Source organism: Granulicella sp. dw_53 (genome assembly GCF_018449545.1).
GTDB lineage: Bacteria > Acidobacteriota > Terriglobia > Terriglobales > Acidobacteriaceae > Edaphobacter.
Window position 1 is genome coordinate 21,799 of sequence record NZ_JAAVUR010000005.1, and the last position, 16,473, is coordinate 38,271.

Below are 16,473 nucleotides of genomic sequence, written 5' to 3' on the forward strand. Positions count from 1 at the left end.
GGTGAAATCCGTGTAGATCGGTGTTAAGCCTTCTCCGACCGGCAGCACATCACCATCAATGCTTGATCAGCCACATCAGCCAACTCGCCGCAATCGTCCCCCCGACGAATAAGGCGAAGCAGAACGCACCGAACCGGATCATCATCCGCGGCTCGGACCGCTGTGTAATTCCAAATACGACTGAGGTAAACAAAGAGAACAGCAGCACAGCCCCAAAATGCGAAATCGTCACGAGCGCTTCCTCCCTGTTGCAAGAGAGTGCGCATCCACCGCGGAGATGACGTTCAACAACCCGGCCACCACGATAAACTTCGTCCCATAGTCGGCAATGGCAATCTGCACCGTACCCTGACCTAGATCGAAGGCCTTGGCCAGCCCATAGAGAAGGCCGTTCCCCAGATCACCGGCAAAGTTAAGAATATCCAGCAGGTCGCCGGTGTTGGGCGAATAGATCTTGCCCTTGAGCGCCAGCCCGATACAAAACATCGTCACAATCGAGATCAGCAGCAGGGAACCGCGAATCCACTTCTTCAACAGAAAGTGGCCTCCGCCGGGGATCAGCCACCCAGCCAACAGAACTGCCACGGCAGGTACCGTCGAAATATTACCGGCGGTCTGCGCCGATGCTTGTACTTTGGTCGTCATCCAGTTGTGATGATATCAGGTGAAATAGCGAGTCGCGGCCAGCTTCATCAAATCCGGACCAGCTCCGTCTGCATCCGTCCCGTCACCTCGGCCCGCCCCTTCGCCGTCATCATATTCACCTCGTTCCGAACCCCGAACTCACCCGGGAAGTAAAGCCCCGGCTCCACCGAAAAGCACGTATTCGGCAAAATCAGGCGTTCGTCATGCGTCTCCAGATTGTCCAGATGCGCCCCGCTGCCATGCAGCTCCGTCCCGATATTGTGCCCGGTCCGATGCGTAAAGAACTCCCCCAGCCCCGCTGCCGCAATTACGCCCCGGGCAGCATCATCCGCCTGCCACCCCGCAATAGGAGTCCCCGCTGCAAACGCATCCTTCACGGCCGCAATCGAAGCGTCCCTGGCCTCCCGCACCGTGTCGAACACGCTTCGCTCCCGCTCCGTAGGCTCCCGATCCACCACTCCGGTCCAGGTAATGTCATACCAGACCGCCTCCGGCCTGCCCGCCAACTTCGCCCAGATATCGATCAGCACAAAATCCCCCCGCCGTATCGCCCGCGACGACTCCCGCGTCGGCTCATAGTGCGAATCCGCCGAATTCGGCCCCACACTCACATTCGGTCCATGCTCGGTCACCATACCCTCTCGCTCAATCGCCTCCGCGAGAAACTGCACCATGCTGAACTCATCGGCCCCCGCCCCGCCCCCACGCGCCCGCCGTCCCATCTCCTTCCATCCCTCCGCCAGAATCCCATCCAGCCGACGCTGCGCCTCATAGTGCGTCGCAATCTGCGCCTCGCTGAGGACCGCCTCGAACTGGCTCACCAGATCCGCCGACGAGACAATCTCCTTCCCCAACCCACGCAGCAGCTCCACCGTACCCGCATCCACCATCGAGACATACATAATCGCGTTCCGTGGAGAGTACTGCATCGCCAAGCGCACCTTCCCCTCCAGCATGCCCGCCAGCTTCGCCTCCAACTCCTGCCACGACGAATACTCCTCCTTCACCCCCGGCAGGGAATCGAGCCGCCCCCCCTCGATCCGATGCACCAGCTTCCGCGCCTCACCCTCTGCCGGAACAAAGTAGTACCAACGCCGCGTAACATGCCCATCCAACGGCAACCCCAAAATCCGCAACCCCAGCGGATCCCGATTGTGATGGTCATAGAACAGCCATCCATCCAGCCCCTGCTCCCGCAACGCCAACTGCACATCTCCAAGATTCATCCGCCCATCTTATCCTCTTGCCCTAGCGCAAAAAAGAGGGACCGGAAATCTCCGGCCCCTCTGATGTTCCTGTTCTCGGATGAAAGAAGCTAAGCGTTAGCAGCCTCGCTGGCAGCCGTCGCCGCCGCAGCAGCGGCAGCCGCCTCCTTCTCCTTCTCAGCCTTCTCTGCCTTGCGTGCAGCTGCCGAGTTCTGTCCCAGCTCAGCAGCCAGAGTCTCCGTGGTGAACGACTCAATCACATCGCCAACCCGAATATCCTTATGGCCTGCCAGATCGATACCGCACTCGACGCCCTGCCGTACCTCGGACACGTCGTCCTTGAAGCGCTTCAGCGAGCTGATACGCCCTCTCCAGACCTCCGTGCCCTCACGCAGCAACCGTACCTGCGCATCGCGCTTGATCAGTCCATCCGTCACGCGGCAACCGGCAATCTGGCCGACCTTCGTGATCTTGAAGACGTTGAGCACTTCGGCGCGGCCCGCATAGTTCTCCTTGAAGACCGGCTCCAGCAACCCGTACATCGCCTTGGTGATCTCGTCCTGCAGCTCGTAGATGATCGAGTGCAGCCGGATCTCGACATTCTCGCGCTCCGCGATCTCAGCCGACTTGCGGTCAGGCCGCACGTTGAAGCCGATAACCACCGCATTCGAAGCCGAAGCCAGCAGCACGTCCGACTCTGTAATCGCGCCGACGCCCGAGTGCAGTACCCGTACGCGAACCTTCTCGGTCGACATCCTCTGCAGCGAATCGGCCAGCACCTCGACCGAGCCCTGCACGTCGCCCTTCAGGATCAGGTTCAGGTCCTTCATTCCGGCCTGCTTGATCTGCTCCGCCAGGCCTTCCAGCGACACGCGCGAGCTCTTCGCCAGCTGTGCCTCGCGCTCCTTCATCTTGCGATACTGCGCAATGCCCTTGGCCTTGTCGCGGTCCGCCATCACCAGGAACGTATCGCCGGCATCCGGCATTCCCTCCAGTCCCAGGATCTCAACCGGTGTCGAAGGTCCAGCCTCCGTAATCGCCCGTCCACGATCGTCGAACATGGCGCGGATCTTGCCGAACGTATTGCCCACGATGTAGCTGTCGCCCAGCTTCAACGTACCGTTCTGCACCAGGATGCTCGCCACCGCACCGCGGCCGCGATCCAGCTTGGCTTCGATCACCGTTCCAACCGCAGGCCGATCCGGCTGCGCCTTCGGAGAAGCAATATCCGCCACGAGACAGATCATCTCCTCCAACAGGTCGAGGTTGATCCGCTTCTTCGCCGAAACCTCGACGAACTCGGTATCTCCGCCCTGGTTCGAAGGCTGCAACCCGCGTGCCGCAAGTTGCTGAATCACCTTCTGCGGATCTGCGCCCGGCTTGTCGATCTTGTTTACCGCTACGATGATCGGCACCTTCGCCGCATTCGCGTGGTCGATCGCTTCGAGCGTCTGTGGCATCACGCCGTCGTCCGCAGCTACTACGATGACGACGATATCCGTCACCTTCGCACCGCGTGCCCGCATCCGTGTAAACGCCTCGTGACCCGGGGTATCCAGGAACACGATCTCGCGCCCGAATGCCGGAGAGTCCGGCTTCGTCACATGGACCTTGTAGGCTCCGATGTGCTGCGTGATTCCGCCCGCCTCGCCCGCCGCCACGTCCGTCATCCGGATCGCGTCCAGCAGCGAAGTCTTACCGTGGTCGACGTGGCCCATAATCGTCACGACCGGCGCTCGTACGATCTCGACCATTCCGGTCGTATCTTCCAGGAAGCCTTCGATCGCCTCGTTCTCCAACTGCTCTTCGACCGAGATGACCTGTGCGTCCGCGCCAAACTGACGTGCCACATCCTTTACCAGCTCGCCCTCGAGCGACTGGTTCACGGTCACGAACACGCCCTTCATCAGCAGCGTGGCGATCAGGTCCTTACCGCGAACATCCAGCTTCTCCGCCAGATCCTTCACGCTGATACCTTCCGTCACCGTAATCGTCTTGGTGATCGGCAAGGGCTCACGCGAAAGCTGCTGCCCGCCATAACGCGGTGGCGGCTGGAAGCCCTTCATCGGGCCTTCCTTGGTCTTCTCGTAGCGCTGTCCGCCACGGCGCGAAGCCGGACGTGCAGCGGGACGCATTCCAGGCTTCTCGCCCGGTCCCGGCATCACGCCAGGAGCGCCTCCCGGACCACCAGCCGGACGCGCACCGAACCCTGGCCGTGGTGGGAATCCCGGACGTGCTCCCGGAGTAAACCCAGGACGCGCTCCCGGACCACCAGGTCCACCCGGCCCGCCTCCCGGTCCACCCGGGAACGTACGTGTCGGATGCATCGGACGCCGTGCGCCCGGAGCCATCGAGCCGCCCATCCCTGGCCGTGAGCCCGGAGCACCCGGTGCGCCTGGCCTTGGACGCTCGAAGATCGGACGGCTGCGTGCCGGCGCCCCTGGAGCGACCGGAGGAGCCGTATAGATCGGACGTGGTCCCGTCTGCGGCATGATCACACGCCGCGCCGGAGGTCCCGGAGGAGGAGGCGGAGCCACAGGAGCTGCAACTGCCTCAACCTGTGCCACAACGCCCTCGACAGGCGCAGCCGCAGGAGCGCTCTCCACAGGAGCGGAGACCGTCGCCGCAGGCGCACTCTCAGCAGGAGGAGGCGCAACCGGAGCCGCAGCCGCTGGAGCAGCAACCGCAGGTGCGGCAGCAGCCTCAACCATAGGCTTCGCAGCCGTAGGCGGAGGAGGAACGGCAGTCGCCGGCGCGGCCACAACCACAGGCCGCTGTGGAGCAACTGGAGCTACCCCAACAGCCGTCACAGGAGGCCGTGCAATCACCGGACCTGTCGGGGTACGGCTCGCAATCGCAGGAGCGGGAGGAGGAGCCACAATATTTGCACCTTGCCGGGGCAGGGGAACGATCCGTCGCGGAGCAGTAACCTCCGGAGCAGCAGGAGGTGTCGCAACTGCGGTCGGTGTCGGAGCAGCCGAAGCCACAACGGGCCTGGGCGCACCAGCAGGAGGAGGCGTAACAACCACGCCCGAAGGAGGAGCCGCCGCCACCGCGGGCGGTGCGGCTACCACAGCCTGTGGCCGCGGAGGAGGCATCGACCGCGCCGTCGCCTCTGCTTGCTTGCGCTCCAGAATTGCCTTCAACGCGTCGCCCGGCTTGGACACCTTGGACAAGTCGAACTTCGGCCTCGCCGCTTCGGCGGCCTGTCTGCTCGTCGACGTACCTCGGCTTCCGCCGTTGAAGTAGTCGCGTACACGCTCGGCTTGGTCGGCCTCGATCGAACTGGAGTGCGTCTTCCCCGTTACGCCAATCGCTTCGAGCGCGTCGAGAATCGGTCTGCTCTTTACTTCCAGTTCTCGTGCCAAATCATTGATTCGAACTTTGCTCATCCGTCCCTTTTCAGTTGCTCCCTGCGCCTTAGCTGTTCATATCAGCCTCATCCACGTAGGAATCTCTATTGTAAGTATTATCCCCGAAATCGCGGCGTTCGCGACTCCGGGGGGTGAGGTCTTCTTGGCCCGTGCAGCTAGCCACGATCATGGTCGTCCGTATCGGGGCCTTCGTCCGCGGTGTCCTGGGCCTGTTCGACCAGTTCATCCACCGCATCGTTATTCAATTCAATCTGTTCTTCCCGCGTGTCCGCATCGCTGAACCCGTCGCTGTCCGAATCGATGTCCTCCGCCGCTTCGATATCTTCGGTGGAAACCTCGCTCACCTCTTCGGCCTCGCCAATCCCAGCCTGCTCCGCCAGCAATCCTTCCGGTGTCTTTGCCACAGTGTCTCCTCCCTCTACAGCACCTTCTGATGCTGTTTCACCCGCCTCGGGCTCAGTCGTTGGCGCTGCGGCAGCAACCACCGGACGCTCCTCGCCCTCTTCGTACTGCCCAAAGTAGTGACGAACCGCAACCGAGATCTTTTCGACCGTCTTCTCGCCGATCCCCGGAACCTCTTCCAACTGTTCCGGAGTCATATCCGCCAGCTCTTCCACAGTTGTAATACCGGCCGCGATAAGCTTCTCAAGAATAGCCTCGCCCAGCTCCGAAACCTGCTCGATAGCCGTCGTCGGACCGCCGCCCATAGCCTGCATCTGCTGCTCGACCTCTTGGCGCTTCTCTTCCTCGCTCTTGATGTCGATCTTCCACTGCAGCAGCTTCGCCGCCAGCCGTACATTCTGGCCCTTCTTGCCGATCGCCAGCGACAACTGCGTATCGTCGACGATCACCTCGATCTGCTTATCCGCCAGGTCCGTAATCGATACCCGGCTTACCTTCGCGGGCTGCAAAGCCTTCTCGGCAAAGGTTGTGATCTCTTCCGAGTACTCGATAATGTCGATCTTCTCTCCGCGCAGCTCGCGGATAATTGACTGCACGCGCATGCCCTTCATACCGACGCACGCTCCCACCGGATCGACGTCCTTGTCGCGGCTCATCACCGCAATCTTGGTCCGCTCTCCGGCCTCACGCGCAATCGCCCGGATCGTCACCGTTCCGTCGTAGATCTCCGGAACCTCGCTTTGGAACAAGTTCTGTACCAGTCCCGGCGCTGCCCGCGAGACGATCACCTGCGGGCCCTTCGCCGCACGGTCCACGCGCAACAGGACCACCCGAACGCGCTCGCCCACGGCAAACTGCTCCAACCGGCTCTGCTCGCGCTTCGGCATCCGCGCCTCGGCCTTGCCCAGGTCGAAGATCACATCCATCGGCTCCAGCCGCTTCACGGTGGCGGTCAGCACCTCGCCCGCGCGGTGGTTGTACTCGTTGAAGACCGTATCGCGCTCAGCCTCGCGCACCTTCTGGAAGATCACCTGCTTCGCCATCTGCGCGGCGATGCGGCCCAGCGGGGAGGTGTCCTTGTAGAACCGTAACTCGCCGCCTACCTCGACCTCAGGAGCCAGCTCTCGCGCCGCCTGCAGCGTCATCTGGTTGATCTCGTCCTCGACCTGCTCCGGCGTCTCGACGACGGTCTTGTACACGTACGCGCGAATCTCGCCCGTCTCGCGGTCCATCTCGGCGCGCATATTCTCCTGCGTCTTGTAATATTTGCGGGTCGCCAGCGCAATCGCGTCTTCCACGGCGCCCACAACAACCTCGGGCTCGATTCCTTTGTCCCGGCTTAACGTCTCAATCGATTGGTACAAAACACTCGCCATGCTTCACACATCCTTCATAGTCAAATACTCAGCGAAGCCAAAACCCCGCCGCTCAAAAAAACAACAACCAAAAACTCCCAACCAACAAACAACAATCGCTGAACCCTAAACCGCCTGCTAATCCCTAACCCCTAAATCTCGGCCACGAGATTAGCCTTCTCCACATTCAGCAAAGCAATCTCGACCGTCTGTTCCGTAACAGCCTTCTTTGCCTTGCCCTTCTGCTTCACTGCCGTCAGGTCCAGCGTCAGAACACCGTCGGCAAACTTCGTCAACCGGCCTTGCCAGTGGCGGTTGTTATTCACTGTGGTAAACGTCTGCAGCTTTACCAGGCTTCCCAGAAAGCGTGTGTAATCCTCCGCCTTCGAGAGCTTCCGTTCCAATCCTGGCGACGAGACCTCCAGCGTATACTCCGCGCCGGGAATCAGGTCTTCGACATCCAGCACCGTGCCAATATCCTGCGCAAACTTCGCGCAATCCTCATGTGTCACGCCAGAGAGCAGCTCTGCCGGAACGCCCTTGGGCAAATCTTCAACCTCACCCGTCGCGGCGGCCTCAGCCAGCTTCGCCCGCTCGACGGCGTTCTTCTCGATGTAGATCCGCAAAGTACGAAACTTAACGCCGCCTTGGAACTCCAGATCGACGACATCCAGGTCATGAGACGCCGCGACCCGTTGCGCGGTACTCCGAATTGCATCGAGTTGAACTGCCATATCCGAACCCCAACAACCTAAAAAGGTAAAAAATCGTAACGTTTGGCCCGAAAGCGGTGTTTTTCTGCCGCCGCGGCGGAGAAACTCGCTTCTTTTGACGACGAATCGTCCAGCTACTCCGCCGTCGCAATAACTCTACTAACGGACGAACCACATAAAACCTTTGGAGCAAATAAAAAGTGGGCTCTCGCCCACTCATTCCCTCCGTCAACCTGCCGGTGCGCTCACGGCTCCTACTGAACGACGGAACAAAATCGCCTGCAACCCATATCTTACATCCAATCCCCTAGTTTCAGAAACCCCTCCCAGCCACCAATCCGGGTGCCCCACCCTTTTTGCAGTCTCATCGCAAATAGGGTGGGGTATCGCGCAACGCGCGACCGCCTTCCTCCCTCAATCGACAAAATCCAAGGTTCCACATCCGTGGCCCAGTCAAAGGAACCCATCGCTCACCCTGACTTCGATTACGGTTCTTCGGCCATCTCAAAAGACCAGCAAAAACACATGTCAAGCCCCCAAAGCGGTCCCAACTGGCCCAGATCGTCTGCAAGACAAAGAAACCAAATCATTTACCAAACAAAAATAACCTCAACCAAAGTGGCATTTTAGTTATGCCCCAATCCATAAAATAAAAGAAGAGAACAAATCAAGGAGGAACGCGCCAGATTGGGAAAGCAGTTGAAGTAAGAAGCAAGAGAAGACCAAAATGAGCCCAGCAGCCATCCCGAGCCAATCAAACTGCCCGTAACTCAAGCTGGCTCTCGTATTTGGACACAACACGTTTAGAATCACGATTTTGGCGCGGGTTAGTGCCTGTAACTGAAGCTGGATCAGCCGCTTAGCCCCAAATAAGGGGGAGGGGTCCCCGGCAGGGAAGGGAGAAACGCCGCAAGGGGACACGGGCTGCATTTGCTCTCCCTACGGCCCGACTCTACAATCGATCAACCGCCGCCTCCAGACGCTTCACACTGGTTCTGAGCACCCGGCCACATAAATCTATGATCGTTTCTCCTATTCCTGAAGCATTGACCTTTGACGATGTTCTCCTCGTCCCCGCATACAGCGACGTAGTACCAACCCAGGTCAGCACGCAGACACGCCTCACCCGCAACATCACCCTCAACACCCCGCTCATGTCCGCCGCCATGGACACCGTAACCGAGTCCCGCCTAGCCATCGCCATGGCGCAGCAAGGCGGACTAGGCGTGGTCCATCGCAACCTCTCCATCGAACAGCAGGCTGGAGAGATCGACAAGGTAAAGCGCTCTGAGAGCGGGATGATCGTAGACCCCGTCACGATCTCGCCCGAGCAGCCGATAGCCGACGCCCTGGACGTCATGCGCCGCTACAAGATCTCCGGCGTTCCCGTCACCAAAAACAAGAAACTCGTCGGAATCCTCACCAATCGCGACCTTCGCTTCGTCTCCCGAACCGATCTCTCCATCGACTCGGTAATGACCAAGACCAACCTCATCACGGTTCCCGTCGGAACCACTTTGGAACAAGCCGAGCAGATCCTCCATCAGCACCGCGTAGAGAAGCTCCTCGTCGTAAACGACGAATACGAGCTGAAAGGTCTCATCACGGTCAAGGACATCCAGAAGAAGCTCAAGTATCCGAATGCCTCCAAGGACTCGCAAGGTCGCCTCCGCGTCGCTGGAGCCATCGGAGCAACCGGAGACTTCCTGGAGCGCGCTGCGGAGCTCATAGCAGCCCGCGTAGACGCTCTGGCCATCGACTCCGCTCACGGTCACTCCTCCCGCGTCCTGGAAGCGGTCCGCGAGTGCAAAGCCCGCTTTCCGCACATCGACCTCCTCGCCGGAAACGTCGCCACCTACGAAGGCGCGATGGCCCTCATCGACGCCGGAGCAGACGCCATCAAGGTCGGCATCGGACCTGGCTCCATCTGCACCACGCGCATGGTCACAGGAGCTGGAATGCCGCAGATCACCGCCATCGCCGAGGCCTATCGCGCTGCCAACGAGCGCGGCATATCGGTCATCGCCGACGGAGGCATCAAGTACTCCGGAGACGTCACCAAGGCCATCGCCGCCGGCGCCAGCGCGGTGATGCTTGGCTCCCTCTTCGCCGGTGTCGACGAGAGTCCAGGCGAGACCATCCTGTATCAAGGCCGCTCCTTCAAGGCCTACCGCGGAATGGGCTCTCTCTCTGCCATGGCACAGGGCTCAGGCGAGCGCTACTTCCAGGGCAAGGAGGATATGAACGAGATCTCCGCCGGAGAGCGTCCCTCCCTCACCGCCCGCGAAGGAGCTACACCGAACCGCTTGGCCAAGTTCGTCCCCGAGGGCATCGAAGGCCGTGTTCCTCACCGCGGACCGCTCGAAGCCATGGTCTACCAGCTCGTCGGCGGCCTTCGCTCTGGAATGGGCTATCTGGGATGCAGCTCGATCACCGAACTCCAAACCAACGCTCGATTCATCCGAATCTCCAACGCCGGTCTTCGTGAGAGCCATGTTCACGACGTGATCATCACCCGAGAAGCCCCAAACTATCACGTCGAGTAGGGCTCGCATCCTTCACCATCGCGTCGAAACGGTGGTGAACGGTGAAGCCCAGGCTCTCGTATAGCTTCACCGCCAATGCGTTCGCCTCCGTCACAGTAAGCGTGATGGCCGAGAATCCGTCTCCGGACAGGTTCTCAATGCAATGCTCCATCAGGATTCGGCCCAGCCCATGTCGCCGGTAAGGAGCAGCGACGCAGAGCTGCGTGATATGCGCCACATCCGGCGCGACACGCGAGCACAGCAGCATGCCAGCCAGCATGTCGATGCGCTTGTCGCGCAGCACCCACGACGAGTTCGCTTCAAAGACACCGCATCCTGGGAACCGCACAATATTGTGCAAAAAACGCAGCGATCCATGCAGCGTTCGATACTGATCGTTGATGCTGGCATCGATATGGTTTGCATAAGCAGCATGGATCAACTCAGCCGCAGGCTGATAGGAAGTAGAAGTCCAGCGGCTCAGCTCCATGTACTCAGGCAGGATCCTTGGAGTTCGCGGCGGTGAAGTAGGCACTGACTCAGGCTGGTCAAACTCCATAAAGAGCCGAGGATGAATACTGAATCCTTCCTCGAGGAAGCTCTTCGACATCGATCCTGTCTCATACAGAAGCATCTGCGACTCAATTCGGTCCACATCCGGAGAGTGCCGAAGAAGCTCCAGCAAATGCCGGAGCAACCTCTCAGTAATCTGCTGCGAATGTACCGGATCGCTGCCGACAGCGTAGACATCGCCGACGACAGCCTTATGCCCTTCGTAGACGCAAAAGGTAAAGCCACAGACGCGGCCGCGATCGAGAGCGACAAAGCCAGGCAAGATGCGGGAGTCGAGATACTGCAGCAGGAGCTCAATGGAACTCTCATAGTTCCAACGCAGCCGCATCTTCCAGAGCCGTGCCTCGTCTTCCAGCAGCGGCCGAAGTTGCCGCGCCGAAAAATGACGTAGATCAAGGATCTCGAGTTGGTTCGCGACAGTCATCCGTACCGAAGTCTTCGTAGAGCTTATAGGAACTTGGGACAAAGAGCGCGTTTCGGGTCTATCTGGAGGATATCCTCAGCGTTCAGCGTAGACTCGGTAGACCTCAAGCCCCTGCGAGTCATACAGGAACAACGGCTCGTAAACCCTTCCAGCGAGCCAGCGGTCCAGCCCTTCCGTATCGTTGGTCCGGATGACTAGGAGATGCTGCTGCTTCGGAACTCCGTCGGTACCGTAGTGAACCAATGGCTCATTCCGGTAAAAGGCAAGTCCATAGTCCATGTCTCGTTTGACGTCCTGGACTGCAACCACCTTGATCTCCGGTGCTAGACGAGCGATCTGCGCAGCAAGCGGACGAGCCGAATAGTTCAGGTCAAGATCCTTGCCGTGAAAGCCGAGCAAAAAGATGAGAGATGCCAGGATAGGCAGAAGAGTAGCGTTTCGTGTTTGGGAGATTCCCCAGCGGCGAATGATGAACCACACGATCGCGCCCATTCCGCCCGCGGATACGATGGCAGCGATCATCCACCCTGTAGAAGGCACCAGAGTCTCGTACTTCATGTGCTGAGGCGCAAGAACCAGGACAAATACCAGCAGCGCGCACAGAAGTGAGTGGGACCACAGCAGCCACGAAGGCATGCCATCTCGTCGAATGCGATTCAAGTAATCTGCAGTCAGAATCGTCAATGGAGGAACGGAGGGGAGAATATAACCCGGCAGCTTTGATCCTGAGAGCGAGAAGAAGAAGATCGGAAAGATAGCCCACAGGACTAGAAACTCTGGAAAGGCATCTCCGGCTCGAGAATGGCCTACATAGCGTTGTGGATCGTGGCGAACCTTCCACTCCGCAATCGAGATCTGGATAGAGTCAATCAAAGCCCGAAGAGCAATGACAGTCCATGGCATCAACGCCAAAAGCCCTACCGCCAGGTAGTACCACACAGGCTGATGGTGTTGAAAGCGGTTCGTTGCGAAGCGCTCCAGATTGTGTTCGAGAAAAAATAACCGGTAGAAGGTCGGGTTCTTTTTTTGGACCGCGATGTACCAGGGCAGGACGATCGCAAAATACAGCAAGACTCCAGGCAGCCAAATCGTTCGCCGAAGCGCCGTCCACTCTCTTCGTAATCCGACAAACGACACGATGATGCAGAGGGCAAGGAACGGTGCGATGGGCCCTTTTGCGAGAGTTGCAATCGCTCCGAAAAAATACAAATCAAAGAGCCAGAACTTCTTGCCTGTCTCGTACCAGGCATACCATCCCAGCATCCCAATGCAGAATGGCGCGGCAAGCTGCATATCGGTGGAGGCGCCTCGCGCAAAGCTGACGACACCGACACAGGATGCCGTGATCAGCGCGGCGTCCAGGTGACCGCCGGGTCGAAAGCGGCGCATATGGAGGAATACGAGAATAATGAGGGCGAAGGTGGCGGAGCTTGAAGGAAGCCGAGCGGACCAATCCGAAACCCCAAATTCCTTGAAGAAGCTCATGGCTCGCCAGTAGTAAAGAGCAGGCTTCTCCAACCATGGTTGCCCGTAGAGGATGGGCGTTACGGTGCCTCCTACAATGCAATGGTAGGAGCGGCGCAGATCCTCCATGTGGAGACTCTTAGGGAGCATGTTGGCTCCGACCTCTGCGCATGCGTGTGCGTGTGCGGCAAGCATCTCGCGAGCGACCTGGGCGTAGCGCGGTTCGTCGGCTCCTACAAGACCTAACTGGTCACCACCAAAGATAGGAACTAAACCGTACAACAGCAGGAAGATCGTCACTGTGAGGAGAATGATGAATTCGCGGGCTGCTGACATGTCCGTGAGCGAACAAAGCCAAGCGGTTAGCTTGAACCGTTTGGCTGGCCGGGAGATAGAAGTTTGTGATGTCTCGTTCATTGATTGAAGAGGCTTAAGCGAGTCAAGGCTAACAGAGTCCGTCTCGAAGCTGGTTTAGGATTCGTTCGGTTGCAACCGCGAGGGGACCATCCAGAGTGCAGCCACTCGCGCTACGGTGGCCTCCTCCTCCCAAAGATTCGGCGATTCGTGCGACATCGACCCTTCCTTTGCTGCGGATGCTCAACCGAAACTCTCCACCGGGCGATACTTCGCGAAGGAAGACTGCTGACTCGACACCAGAGATTCCGATGAGGTAGTTCACTATGCCTTCGCAGTCTTCAGCGGAGGCGCCTGCACGTTCCATTTCGGCATCTGTCACCCAGCTCCATGCAACGGGACCTTCGCACTGCATATTGGAAAGGGCGACTGCCAGTAGTCTGATTTTACTTTCTGGATTGGTGAAGTAGAGATTTCGTGCAATCTGGCTCGGACTCGCTCCATGGGCGGCCAAATCGTGGGCGAGCTTGAAGGTTGTGGCACTGGTGGTGGGATAGGTAAACGAGCCTGTATCGGATAGAACGGCTGCGTAGAGGCAGGTTGCCATGGAGGCCGTGATCTCTACTTCCGCGGCGACGGCGATGCTGTAGACCATCTCCGCCACGGCACAGGCGTGTTCGTCGATCCAGTTGATGTCTGCGTAGTGGCGGCCGCTGGCATGATGGTCGACGTTGATTAGGAAGCGATCGTTTAAATCCTTCAGCCCGGTGCGCTCGGTGCTGTCACACTCGAGGACGATTACGGGAACACCGAGCTCGCCAGCGGTAGAGGCTACTCGGATATTGGCTACGCCGGGAAGGCTCTCATAGATGCAGGGAGGCGGATCGGCGAGGACGATCTGGGTCTTGCAGCCTAGTTGCTCGAGGATCTCGGCCATAGCGAGGACGGAGCCAACAGCATCGCCGTCGGGACGCGCATGCGAGGTGATGATGAAGCGGCTGGTGGAGCGGAAGCTCTTTAGCAGCGCGGCGATGGAGGCTTCGTTCGTCATGCTTTGGAAGGCTTCTCCACGGTTTCAGCGAGTTGCGATGCTGTGCGCTTCGCGTCGCGTTTGCGCATGCGGCCGAGCAACTCGTCCATGCGACCTGTCATTTTTTCGGAGCGGTCGATGGCGAAGGAGAGTTCGGGGACGTGTCGAACTCCCATGCGATCGCGGAGTTGGGAGCGGATGTAGGCGCGGGCGGTGGTGAGACCTTCCAGGGTGGACTGTTCCTCGGCTTCGGAGCCGTGGACGGCGACGAAGATGCGGGCGGATTTGCCGCCTGGCGCGAGCACTACCTCGGTGACGTAGCTGGGGGCGATGCGAGGGTCGGAGAGTTCGCCCTCAAGCATGGCGCCGATCTCTTCGGAGAAGGTGTTGGCGACTCGGTTCCGGTGGTAAGTTCTGGCTCTTTGTTCAGGCATATCGTTTCTTGACGCGGATTCACTAGAGTATCAAAGTCCGGAGCTTTCCGCGCATTCCCTGTGGTTTGACGCCTGGAGGTTCCGTTGTGGCTATTCGGGGAGGATTTCGGACCAGGAGTCGAGGATTTCGGCGGATAATCCGTTGGCTATGCGATGAGCGGCTGAGTCGATCTGCTCCATTTGACAGACTAAGTAACTGGTGGAGTTGGAGATAGCTACTATTCCCAAAGTGGCGCGATTCCAAACGAGAGCTTCGTCGAGTTCGGCGATGGAGAGGTTGAAGCCATGACGGAGTTTGTCTTTCATGGAGCGTACGACTTGACGTCGATCTTTTAATGATTGGGCGTGGGCGATTTCTATCTCTAATGTGAGCTTTGCTATCGGCATTTTGGGATTTGGGACCCTACCCCCCCCAGGGGGGGGGTTGGGCTAAGTGGTTTATTTAGTTGCAGATGTGTCTATGGCGTCTCCGTAAGTCGCTCAAACTAAGTGGCTTATGCCTAAATATGTGATACGGATTCAGTTACGAGGGCAAATCACCCTTCCCGGATGTTTATGGGACTCCTTGGGTGGGGCGCCGTCAAGAGTGTACCTGTTCTGGAGGGAAGATTTGTCAAGTCTAAGGCGCGTGTCCTAGTAGGGCTCTCCGTCTTTGCTGTCTGCTTAGGATGTAGGTGTAAGGTGGCTCTTGGTGGTGAGAATGAATGTCCTGGTGATGAATAGCGGGTCGTCTTCGATCAAGTTTTCTGTCTTTGCGGTGGGTGGAGCGGGACCGCGTTCGTTGTTCGAGGGAGAGTTAAGTGGAGTGGGTGGGGAGACCGCGCACCTGACGTTGCGGGATGCCGAGGGAAAGAATGTGGCGGGGGAGCATCGAGGAGCGGTGGGGGCTGGGAGTACCCAAGAGGCTATTCATGCGGTGATGGATGTGGTCTTTGGCGGTACGCTGCCGAAGATCGGCGCTGTGGGATACCGCGTGGTGCATCCCGGGGCCAAGCTGAAGGCGCATTGCAGGATTACGGAGACGGTCCTGCAGGATCTGGTGGAGGCGGCGGTGTTTGCGCCGCTGCACGATCCGACGGCGCTGGAGGTGATTCGAGCGGTGATGGGGCGGATGCCGCAGGTGCCTCACTTTGCGTGTTTCGACACGATCTTTCACGAGTCGATGAGCAAGGCCGCGATGACGTATGCGTTGCCCGAGGAGGTACGCGCGCAGGGGGTGCGGCGGTATGGGTTCCATGGATTAAGTTGCGAGTCGATTGTGAGGCAGATGCTGGATGCGGCGGATCGCGGCGAGATCGTCTTTCCCAAGCGGATGGTGATTGCGCATCTTGGGAGCGGATGTAGTGTCACGGCGGTGGTGCGGGGGCGGTCGGTAGACACGACGATGGGGCTTACGCCGACGGGTGGGGTGGTGATGGGGACTCGGCCCGGAGATCTGGATCCTGGGGTGATGTTGTATCTGCTCAGACAGGGGCCGGGGGGCAAGGCCGAGGGGTCAGAGAGCCATGAGGAGCAGGTAGCGGCGGTTGAGGAGATGGTGAATCACAGGGCGGGGATAGTGGCGTTGTCGGGGATGGCGAACGATATGAAGGCGGTGCGAGAGGCGGCGGGGAAGGGCGATGAGCGGGCGCTGCTGGCGGTGGAGGTCTTTACGAGGAGTATCCGGAAGGCGATAGGCGGGTTTTGCTGGCTGATGGGTGGTCTGGATGCGATTGTGTTTGCGGGCGGGATTGGAGAGCACGATGCAGCTTCGCGGGCAGAGATCTTGCGGGGGCTTGAGGGGCTGGGAGTGGAGTTGGATCACGCGGCGAATGAAGCGCATGGGGATGGAGTGCGGCGCGTGAGCGGAACTTTTCCTATTGCGGTTTACGTGGTGCCTGCGGAGGAGGACCTGATGATCGCCGTGCATGTGGCGGAGATGATGGGATAAGGTCGGCTGCCGTTCCAAACAGCTATCGACCAACGAATTCTGTCT

13 protein-coding genes are annotated in these 16,473 nt (G+C 59.2%); 2 read left to right on the forward strand and 11 right to left on the reverse strand.

Going from position 1 to position 16,473, the window contains the following annotated elements:
• Positions 1 to 55: 55 nt before the first annotated feature.
• The 6 genes from HB393_RS09255 to rimP form a co-directional block, all read right to left on the reverse strand.
• Positions 56 to 232 carry a hypothetical protein gene (locus HB393_RS09255; protein WP_213804894.1) on the reverse strand — a complete coding sequence of 59 codons (177 nt, stop codon included), beginning with the start codon at positions 230 to 232 and terminating at the stop codon, positions 56 to 58.
• Positions 229 to 645, reverse strand: coding sequence for a DUF6677 family protein (locus HB393_RS09260; protein WP_213804895.1), 417 nt, complete (start codon positions 643 to 645; stop codon positions 229 to 231). The genes HB393_RS09255 and HB393_RS09260 overlap by 4 nt, the downstream gene beginning before the upstream one ends.
• A gap of 47 nt (positions 646 to 692) precedes the next feature.
• On the reverse strand, positions 693 to 1,871 hold the full coding sequence (locus HB393_RS09265) for a M24 family metallopeptidase (protein WP_213804896.1): 1,179 nt from the start codon (positions 1,869 to 1,871) through the stop codon (positions 693 to 695).
• An 89-nt stretch (positions 1,872 to 1,960) separates the two neighbouring features.
• The gene (infB, locus tag HB393_RS09270) at positions 1,961 to 5,242 is read right to left on the reverse strand and encodes a translation initiation factor IF-2 (RefSeq protein ID WP_213804897.1); all 3,282 of its coding nucleotides are present in this window, start codon (positions 5,240 to 5,242) and stop codon (positions 1,961 to 1,963) included.
• Between the two features lie 137 nt (positions 5,243 to 5,379).
• Positions 5,380 to 7,002, reverse strand: coding sequence for a transcription termination factor NusA (nusA, locus tag HB393_RS09275; RefSeq protein WP_213804898.1), 1,623 nt, complete (start codon positions 7,000 to 7,002; stop codon positions 5,380 to 5,382).
• 131 nt (positions 7,003 to 7,133) lie between these two features.
• Positions 7,134 to 7,715 carry a ribosome maturation factor RimP gene (rimP, locus tag HB393_RS09280; RefSeq protein ID WP_213804899.1) on the reverse strand — a complete coding sequence of 194 codons (582 nt, stop codon included), beginning with the start codon at positions 7,713 to 7,715 and terminating at the stop codon, positions 7,134 to 7,136.
• A 998-nt stretch (positions 7,716 to 8,713) separates the two neighbouring features.
• Here rimP and guaB point away from each other — a divergent pair.
• Positions 8,714 to 10,240, forward strand: a complete 1,527-nt coding sequence (guaB, locus tag HB393_RS09285) for an IMP dehydrogenase (RefSeq protein ID WP_213804900.1) — start codon at positions 8,714 to 8,716, stop codon at positions 10,238 to 10,240.
• Here the strand turns inward: guaB and HB393_RS09290 are convergent.
• From HB393_RS09290 to HB393_RS09310, 5 genes are all read right to left on the reverse strand, one after another.
• Positions 10,206 to 11,216 carry a GNAT family N-acetyltransferase gene (locus HB393_RS09290; protein WP_213804901.1) on the reverse strand — a complete coding sequence of 337 codons (1,011 nt, stop codon included), beginning with the start codon at positions 11,214 to 11,216 and terminating at the stop codon, positions 10,206 to 10,208. The genes guaB and HB393_RS09290 overlap by 35 nt on opposite strands.
• 75 nt (positions 11,217 to 11,291) lie before the next feature.
• Positions 11,292 to 13,016: a glycosyltransferase family 39 protein gene (locus HB393_RS09295; RefSeq protein WP_255550940.1), complete on the reverse strand. Its 1,725-nt coding sequence runs from the start codon at positions 13,014 to 13,016 to the stop codon at positions 11,292 to 11,294.
• A 109-nt stretch (positions 13,017 to 13,125) separates the two neighbouring features.
• On the reverse strand, positions 13,126 to 14,085 hold the full coding sequence (locus HB393_RS09300) for a bifunctional oligoribonuclease/PAP phosphatase NrnA (protein ID WP_213804903.1): 960 nt from the start codon (positions 14,083 to 14,085) through the stop codon (positions 13,126 to 13,128).
• Entirely contained in the window at positions 14,082 to 14,498 is a 417-nt protein-coding gene (gene rbfA / locus HB393_RS09305) for a 30S ribosome-binding factor RbfA (RefSeq protein WP_213804904.1), read from the reverse strand. Before rbfA ends, HB393_RS09300 begins: the two co-directional genes overlap by 4 nt.
• Positions 14,499 to 14,588: 90 nt before the next feature.
• A complete protein-coding gene (locus tag HB393_RS09310) occupies positions 14,589 to 14,885 on the reverse strand; it encodes a DUF503 domain-containing protein (protein ID WP_213804905.1) in 297 nt (98 codons plus the stop codon).
• Between the two features lie 313 nt (positions 14,886 to 15,198).
• On the opposite strand from HB393_RS09310, the gene HB393_RS09315 reads away from it, so the two are divergent.
• Positions 15,199 to 16,428, forward strand: coding sequence for an acetate/propionate family kinase (locus HB393_RS09315; protein ID WP_213804906.1), 1,230 nt, complete (start codon positions 15,199 to 15,201; stop codon positions 16,426 to 16,428).
• Positions 16,429 to 16,473 lie beyond the last annotated feature (45 nt).